The 7,222-nt window shown below is 76.4% G+C and carries 7 protein-coding genes and 1 pseudogene; 4 read left to right on the forward strand and 4 right to left on the reverse strand.

Annotated elements, in window-relative coordinates:
• Positions 1-43: 43 nt before the first annotated feature.
• A complete protein-coding gene (locus KIK08_RS12765) occupies positions 44-1,987 on the reverse strand; it encodes an FtsX-like permease family protein (RefSeq protein WP_214403302.1) in 1,944 nt (647 codons plus the stop codon).
• 140 nt (positions 1,988-2,127) lie between these two features.
• Positions 2,128-2,853, reverse strand: coding sequence for an ABC transporter ATP-binding protein (locus KIK08_RS12770; RefSeq protein WP_214403303.1), 726 nt, complete (start codon positions 2,851-2,853; stop codon positions 2,128-2,130).
• Positions 2,854-2,974: 121 nt separating this feature from the next.
• On the opposite strand from KIK08_RS12770, the gene KIK08_RS41700 reads away from it, so the two are divergent.
• Together KIK08_RS41700 and KIK08_RS12780 are read left to right on the forward strand one after the other, a co-directional pair.
• Positions 2,975-4,147, forward strand: a complete 1,173-nt coding sequence (locus KIK08_RS41700; RefSeq protein WP_214403304.1) for a sensor histidine kinase — start codon at positions 2,975-2,977, stop codon at positions 4,145-4,147.
• Positions 4,144-4,785, forward strand: coding sequence for a response regulator (locus KIK08_RS12780; RefSeq protein ID WP_214403305.1), 642 nt, complete (start codon positions 4,144-4,146; stop codon positions 4,783-4,785). Before KIK08_RS41700 ends, KIK08_RS12780 begins: the two co-directional genes overlap by 4 nt.
• Before the next feature lie 71 nt (positions 4,786-4,856).
• Here KIK08_RS12780 and KIK08_RS12785 read toward each other — a convergent pair whose 3' ends face one another.
• Together KIK08_RS12785 and KIK08_RS12790 are read right to left on the reverse strand one after the other, a co-directional pair.
• The gene (locus tag KIK08_RS12785; RefSeq protein ID WP_214403306.1) at positions 4,857-5,780 is read right to left on the reverse strand and encodes a S1C family serine protease; all 924 of its coding nucleotides are present in this window, start codon (positions 5,778-5,780) and stop codon (positions 4,857-4,859) included.
• A gap of 50 nt (positions 5,781-5,830) precedes the next feature.
• Complete coding sequence (locus KIK08_RS12790; RefSeq protein WP_214403307.1) at positions 5,831-6,403, reverse strand: peptide deformylase; 573 nt, start codon at positions 6,401-6,403, stop codon at positions 5,831-5,833.
• Between the two features lie 158 nt (positions 6,404-6,561).
• Here KIK08_RS12790 and napA point away from each other — a divergent pair, with 158 nt between their 5' ends.
• Positions 6,562-6,867: a nucleoid-associated protein NapA gene (napA, locus tag KIK08_RS12795; RefSeq protein WP_214403308.1), complete on the forward strand. Its 306-nt coding sequence runs from the start codon at positions 6,562-6,564 to the stop codon at positions 6,865-6,867.
• A gap of 62 nt (positions 6,868-6,929) precedes the next feature.
• Positions 6,930-7,222: pseudogene (locus tag KIK08_RS12800) on the forward strand (LytR C-terminal domain-containing protein); the annotation flags it as partial.

Raw genomic sequence — 7,222 nt, forward strand, 5'->3', positions numbered from 1 at the left:
CGTGTGGTCGTCCACGGGCCCGTCCCGCATTCGTCCCCGCCTGTCATTCGTCACCGCCGCGTTCGGCGGTGACGGCCCGCAGCAGCGGCCGGCTGGCCGCCGAGGCCAGCACCACGAGCAGCAGCCCGACGGCGAGGACCGAACCCAGCAGCACGAGTGCGGCCGGATCGAACACTTCCGTCAGCGCGACGAACGGCGCAGCGCAGATGAGCCCGAGTGCCAGTGCGATGGCCGCGTTGACGAGCAGCGGGCGCACGGTCTCGATGCGCCGGGCCGCGTCCAGCACGGCCAGCGGCGTGCCCGCCAGGCGGAGCCTGCGCAGCGTGTCGCGCTGGTCGAGCACCCGCGCCGCGGCCGTCGTCCCGGCCGAGGTGGCGGCGAGCACGAACGTGCCGGACAGCACCACCAGCGCGCCCCGGACCAGGTCGCCGACCAGCACGCTGCCCTGGCCGTCGCGCTCGGCCTCGGTGAGCAGCGAGCTGCCCGGCGCGAGCGGGGCGAGGGCGGTGCGGACCCGGTCGCGGTCGACGCCCGGGCCCGGCACGACGGCGACCTCGCTGCGCGTCGTCGTGACCTCGGCCGCCAGCTCCTGGTCCGCGAGCCGCCGCTGCACCGCCTCGGCCACCACCGCGGGCCGCCCGTCGCGCGGGTCCATCCGCAGCGCGACGTCGTCCGCGGCCAAGGTCCCGCTGACCGTCGCGGTCAGCGGGGCCAGGAAGCCGGCCACGAACACCGCCAGGGTGAGCCCGGCCAGCGGCCGGAACGCGCCCTTCGGGTCGTCGAGCAGCCTGCGCCCGGCCAGCAGCACCGCGGGTGTGCGCGCCGAGCGCGCCATCGCCCGCCCGCACAGCCGCACGACCAGCGGCCCGACCAGCGACGCCGCCCCGAACAGCGCCAGCATCCCGCCGCCGAACACCAGCCCGGCCACGTCCGGGCTACCGGTCCGCATGACCGCGTTCGCCGCGGCGAACACCGCGACCGCCGCGACCACGCCCAGCAGCCGGACCAGCCGCGCCCCGCCCGGGCGGTCCCGCTTGGCCACCCCCAGCGGCCCCACCACCACCTGCCGGGTGCCGCCGACCGCGGCCAGCGTGGCCAGCAGCGCCACCGCCGCGACGACCACCAGCAGCGCGACGGGCGACGGGCGCAGGTCGTCGGCGTACCAGCCGGAGCCGCCCAGCTCGATCGCGGCCAGCGCGGGGGCCAGCGCCCACTGCGCCGCGGCCCCGGCGACCGCCGCCGCCGTGGCCACCACGGCGACCTCGGCCACCGCCACCACGGTCACCTGCCCGGTCCCCGCGCCCAGCAGCCGCAGCGCGGCCAGCCGGCGCACCCGCCGGGCGGCGCTCAACCGGGCGGCCGCGCCGAGCAGCCCCACCGCCGGCACCCCCATCAGCACCACGGCGACGACCGTCAGCTGCCGGTACACCTCGATCTCGTCGAGCTGCAGCGGGGAACCGGCGAACGAGTCCAGCGCCGCGCCCCCCGGCAGCGGCGCGGCCGCGCCCCGCACCGCCACCAGCTCCGCCGGGTCGCGCAGCCCCTCGGCGGCGATCGTCCCGGTCGGGGCGACGCCACCGAACCGGTCGGCCAACCGGTCGGCCGGCAGCTCCCGCAGCAGCTCGGCCAGCGCGGGCGACACCCACAGCTCACCGGGAGCCGGCACGTGCGGCAACCCGGGCGGGACGTCGGCGGGGCCGGTCCCGGTGCCGACCGCCGCCACGTCCACCACCTGCAGCGGCTGCCCGGCGACCCGGTCGGACGTCGTGCGCACCAGCGCCACCGCCGACGCCGGCACATCCGTCGTCTCCGGGCCCTGCGCCGCCGGGCGCCACCCGGTGCGCGACTCGCGCGCGTCCCAGCCGTGCAGGGCGCCCACCGCCACGGCGAGCAGCAGCGTGCCGACCGCGACGCCGGCCCCCATCAGCCCGGCCGCCGTCCACGCCCGTCGCCCGCCCAGGCGCAGCAGCCGAAGACTCAACCCCACCGCCCGGACCAGCCGTCCGCCGCCCCGCGCCCCCGCGCGTCCCCCCGCCCCCGGTTCAGGAAAGCCACGATGCTGCCCCGTGGGGACCGGAACGTGGCTTTCCTGAACTCCGGGCGGCGGCGGGGAGGGCGGCGTTGCGCTCATGCCGCACCGCCCGTGCGGCCATCACGCAGGACGACCGTGCGGTGGCAGCGGGCCGCGACCTCGGCGTCGTGGGTGACGACGACGAGCGCGGCGCCCGTGCGCGCCACCAGCCCGGCCAGCAGGTCGATCACGTGCCGGCCGGTGGCGCTGTCCAGCGCGCCCGTCGGCTCGTCGGCGAACACCACGTCCGGCCCGGTGACCAGCGCGCGGGCGATCGCCACCCGCTGCTCCTGGCCGCCGGACAGCTGCCCGGGCCTGCGCTCCTCCAACCCGGCCAGGCCGAGCGGGGCGAACCACTTGCGGGCCTCGTCCACCGCCTGCCGGCGACCCATCCCGCCCAGCATCAGCGGCAGCGCCACGTTCTCGACCGCCGGCAGCTCGGGCAGCAGCTGGCCGAACTGGAACACGAACCCGAACCGCGACCCGCGCAGCCGGGTCCGGCGCGCCTCCGACCAGCCCTCGATCCGGTCGGCGCCCAGCCACACCTGCCCGCTCTGCGGCACCAGGATGCCGGCCAGGCAGTGCAGCAGCGTCGACTTGCCCGAGCCCGACGGCCCCGTCACCGCGACCGCCTCGCCCCGGTGCACGGTGATGTCGGCCTCGCGCAGCACGGTCGTGGCGCCGAAGCGGTGGGTGAGCGCGATCCCGCGCAGTGCGGGCGGCGCGGCGTCCGGGGCGGGGCCCGTGGCCCGGCCGGGGAGCGCGGTGGCGGTGTCCGTCATGGACGCAGACACTGGCGGTCGACGGCCAGCCCGCACCTCGGCCGGACGGCCAGAGCCCCGGCGGGCGGTTCGTACTTCCGGCCGAGGGCGTCGTCGGCCGCGCCCGCACTAGCCTGGCCGGGTGATCCGGAGGCTGCGCTGGTTGCGGCAGCGGCTCGGGCTGATCGCCGAGCTGGTGGCGCTCGGCTTCTGGTTCGCCATCGACGTCGTCATGGGCACGGCCGGCGGTTCGATGATGACGATCCCGGCGGCGGTGACGGTCGCCGGGCTGGCGCTGCTGCGCCGCTTCCCCCGGGTGGGCCGCGACGTCGTGGCGGCGCTCGCGATCGCGGTGTCGCTGGCGTTCACCCTGCAGGCCGAGATCGTCGGTGCCACGCAGGGCGACTACCTCGAGACGATGGTGCTGCGCGGGTTCTCCTTCACCGAGCAGCTGGCGCTGGCCATCCTGGTGGTCTCCGTGCTGCGCGGCAGCAACCTGCGCACGGCGATGCTGCTCACCGCGGCCGCGGCGGTGGCGATCGTGTGGGCGCCGCTGGGCCGGATCGCCGGCGAGCTCTCGCTCGCGGTGATCTGCGCGGTGGGCTGGGGCGGCGCGGTCGCCATCGGGCTCGCCCTGCGCGAGGTCGAGACGCGCAGGCGGGTCGCGCTGGAGGACGTCCGCACCAGCGAGCGCATGGAGCTGGCCCGCGAGCTGCACGACGTCGTCGCCCACCACGTCACCGGCATCGTGGTCGCCGCGCAGGCCGCGGCCGTGGTCGCCCGCACCTCCCCCGACGACGTCGACCGCGCCCTGACCGCCATCGAGACCGCCGGCACCGACGCGCTGGCCGCGATGCGCAGCATGGTCGGGGTCCTGCGCGGCCAGGACGGCGACGGCGCCCGCACCCCCGGTGCCGAGCTCGCCGAGGTGCGCACGCTCGTCGAGCGGTTCGACCCGGACGCCCGGATGGTCCGGCTGAGCACCGACCCCGGCCTGGAGCGCGCCGTGTTGCCCGCGGGAGTGGCCGCCACCGGCTACCGGGTGGTGCAGGAGGCGCTGACCAACGTGCGCCGGCACGCCCCGGAGGCGACCGTCGTCGAGATCGACATCCGGCTGCGCGACCACGCCCTGCACCTGGCGGTGCGCAGCGATGGCGTGAAGGCGACAGCGACTCCGCGCGGTGGGACCAGCGGGTTCGGCCTGGCCGGGATGGCTGAGAGGGTGTCGGCGCTGAACGGGGACCTGAGCGCCGGGCCGACCGCGCCGGGGGTGTGGACGGTGGCCGCGCGGCTGCCGCTGGAGGGAGTCCGGTGATCCGGGTACTGCTGGCCGACGACCAGGAGATGGTGCGGACGGGGTTCCGCCTGATCCTGTCCGCCGAGGACGGCGTGGAGGTGGTCGGCGAGGCCGGCACCGGGGTCGCCGCCGTCGAGCTGGCCCGCAGGCTCAAGCCCGACGTCGTGCTGATGGACATCCGGATGCCCGACCTCGACGGCCTCGCCGCCACGAAGGCGCTCACCTCCGACCCCGAGCCGCCCCGGGTCGTCGTGGTCACCACCTTCGACCTCGACGAGTACGTCTACGGCGCGCTGCGCGCGGGCGCCTGCGGGTTCCTGCTCAAGGACGCCGGGCCGCGGCTGCTGGTGGAGGCGGTGCGGGCGGCGTCCAACGGCGACGCGCTGGTCTCGCCGTCGGTGACGGTGCGGCTGCTGGAGCACCTGTCCGCCGCGCCGAAGGCCCGCTCCGCGGTGACCGGGGCGCTCTCACCGCGCGAGCTCGACGTGGTGCGGGCGGTGGCCAGGGGCCGGACGAACTCCGAGATCGCCGCCGAGCTGTTCGTCTCGCTGTCGACGGTGAAGACCCACCTGACCAACGTGCACGCCAAGCTGTCGACCCGGAACCGGGTCGAGATCGCGGCGTGGGCCTGGGAGAACGGCCTCGTCCAGGACTGACCCCACCGTCGAGAACGAAGTTGTCGTGATCAAAAAGCCCTGTTGATCACGACAGGTTCGTTCTCGACGGGTCAGCCGAGCTCGGTGGGGACCGCGATCACGTCGACCATGGCGCCGTTGCGCAGCACCGTCACCGGGAGCGGGACGCCGACCGCGTCGCCGAAGAGCTGGCGCTGGATGCCCTGGGCGTCGTGCACCGGCGTGCGGCCGACGTCGAGGACCAGGTCGCCGGCCCGCAGCCCGGCCCGCGCCGCCGGGCTGCCCGGGACCACCTCGACCAGGCGCAGGCCGTTGGTGCGGGCGTAGCGGTCGGCGACCGCGGCCGGGACGGGCGCCGGGCTGCCGACGACGCCCAGGTACGCCCGGCGGACGCGGCCGTCGGCGCGGAGCGCGGCCAGTATCCGCCGGGTGGTGGCGTTGACCGGCACCGCCAGCCCCAGCCCGACCCCGGCCACCGCGGTGTTGATGCCGACCACCCGGCCGCGACCGTCGGCGAGCGCGCCGCCGGAGTTGCCGGGGTTGAGCGCGGCGTCGGTCTGGATGACGTCCTCGACGACCCGCCCGGCGCGGCCGCTGCGGGTGGGCAGCGCCCGACCGAGCGCGCTGACCACACCCGCGGTCACCGAGCCGGCCAGGCCGAGCGGGTTGCCCACCGCCACCACCAGCTGGCCGACGACCAGCTCGTCGGCGTCACCGAGCCGCGCCGGGGTGGGCAGGCCGGTGGTCGAGCGCGTGCGCAGGACGGCGAGGTCGGACAGCGGGTCGGTGCCGACGACCGCCACGTCGAGCCCGGTGCCGTCGACGAACTCCGCGCGGCCGCGGTCGGCGTCGCCGACCACGTGCGCGTTCGTCACCAGCACGGCGCCGTCGTCCGCGTCGACCTCGACGAGCACCGCCGAGCCGCTGCCCCGCCGCACCTGCACGGCCGCCACGCGGGCGGTGAGTTCGGCGGCGACGGCGCTGACCGTGCGGGAGTAGGAGTCGAGCTCGTCCACCGGGACCTCCTGCGGCGATTACACCGTTGCAGGACCAGCGTACGCGCGCTTCAGACCTCTTCGGCCTGCTGCGTGGAGGGGTCCCAGGACAGCCCCGGCCTGCCCCAGCCGTTGCGCCGCACCTGCTTGCGCGCCGCGCGCCCCCACCGCCCGACCAGGCGCTCGACGTAGAGCATGCCGTCGAGGTGGTCGGTCTCGTGCTGCAGGCAGCGGGCCAGGAACCCGCGACCCTCCACCTCGACCGGCGCGCCGTCGACGTCGACGCCGGTGACCCGGGCCCACTCCGCGCGCCCGGTGGGGAAGACCTCCCCGGGCACCGACAGGCAGCCCTCGTCGTCCTCGTCCTCGTCGGGCATGCCCTCTGGCCGCTCGGAGGTCTCCAGGACCGGGTTGACCACGACGCCGCGCACGCGGGTGCGGGTCTGCTCGTCGGGGCAGTCGAAGACGAACAGCCGCAGGTCGACACCGACCTGGTTGGCCGCGAGGCCGACGCCCTCGGCCGCCGCCATCGTCTCGAACATGTCCTCGACCAGCGCCTTCAACGATTCGTCGAAGACCTCGACCGGCCGGGTCGGGGTGTGCAGCACCGGATCGCCGATGATGCGGATGGGTCGGACCGCCACCCGACGAGCCTACTGGGGGCCGCCGCGGGCCAGCGCGCCTGCGCCGGTTCCGTCGGACGAGCGTGGTTCAATGACGCCCGCTAATGACAGGCGTGTAATGACACCGCTGTCGTTCGCGATTGTCGTCAGGACGTCGAACGAGGCCGCGAGGAGCGTTGATGGAGTCCGCCACCGGGCGCAGCGCAGGATCGGCAGGCACCGTCGCGGTCGGCGAGCTCGACCGCCGGGAGCGCGAGATCCTCGCCTTCGAGGGGCAGTGGTGGAAGTACGCGGGGGCCAAGGAGCAGGCCATCCGCGAGCTGTTCGACATGTCAGCCACCCGCTACTACCAGGTGCTGAACGCGCTGGTCGACCGCCCAGAAGCGCTCGCGGCCGACCCGCTGCTGGTCAAGCGGCTGCGCCGGCTGCGGGCCAGTCGGCAGCGCACCCGCGCGGCGCGTCGGCTGGGCATCGAGCCCTGGTGACGCAACGATGACCGCAGGGCACTCGCCCGACATGCCGGTCATCGTCCGCACTGGAGGCCATCGTGACGTCACCCGCTCCGTCCGGAGGGCCGTCCCGTCGTCGGGTCGCCGGCCTGGCCCTGGTCGGGGTGGGGGTGATCGCCGGGATCATCGGGCTGGCCTCGCTCGCCCTCGACGGCGGCGGTGACGGCCAGGCCGCGGCCCCGCCCGGCGGGGAGACGGCGACCGCCGCCCCGCCCACCGACGCCGCGCCGACCACGGTCGCGCCGCCCGCGACCACCATCCCCGTCGCCGTCCCCACGTTCCCGACGACCGCCGCCCCGGCCCCGCCGCCGGTCACCGCCGCCCCCGCGCC

Origin of the sequence: Pseudonocardia lacus (assembly GCF_018531445.1) — a bacterium.
GTDB classification, from domain to species: Bacteria; Actinomycetota; Actinomycetes; order Mycobacteriales; family Pseudonocardiaceae; genus Pseudonocardia; species Pseudonocardia lacus.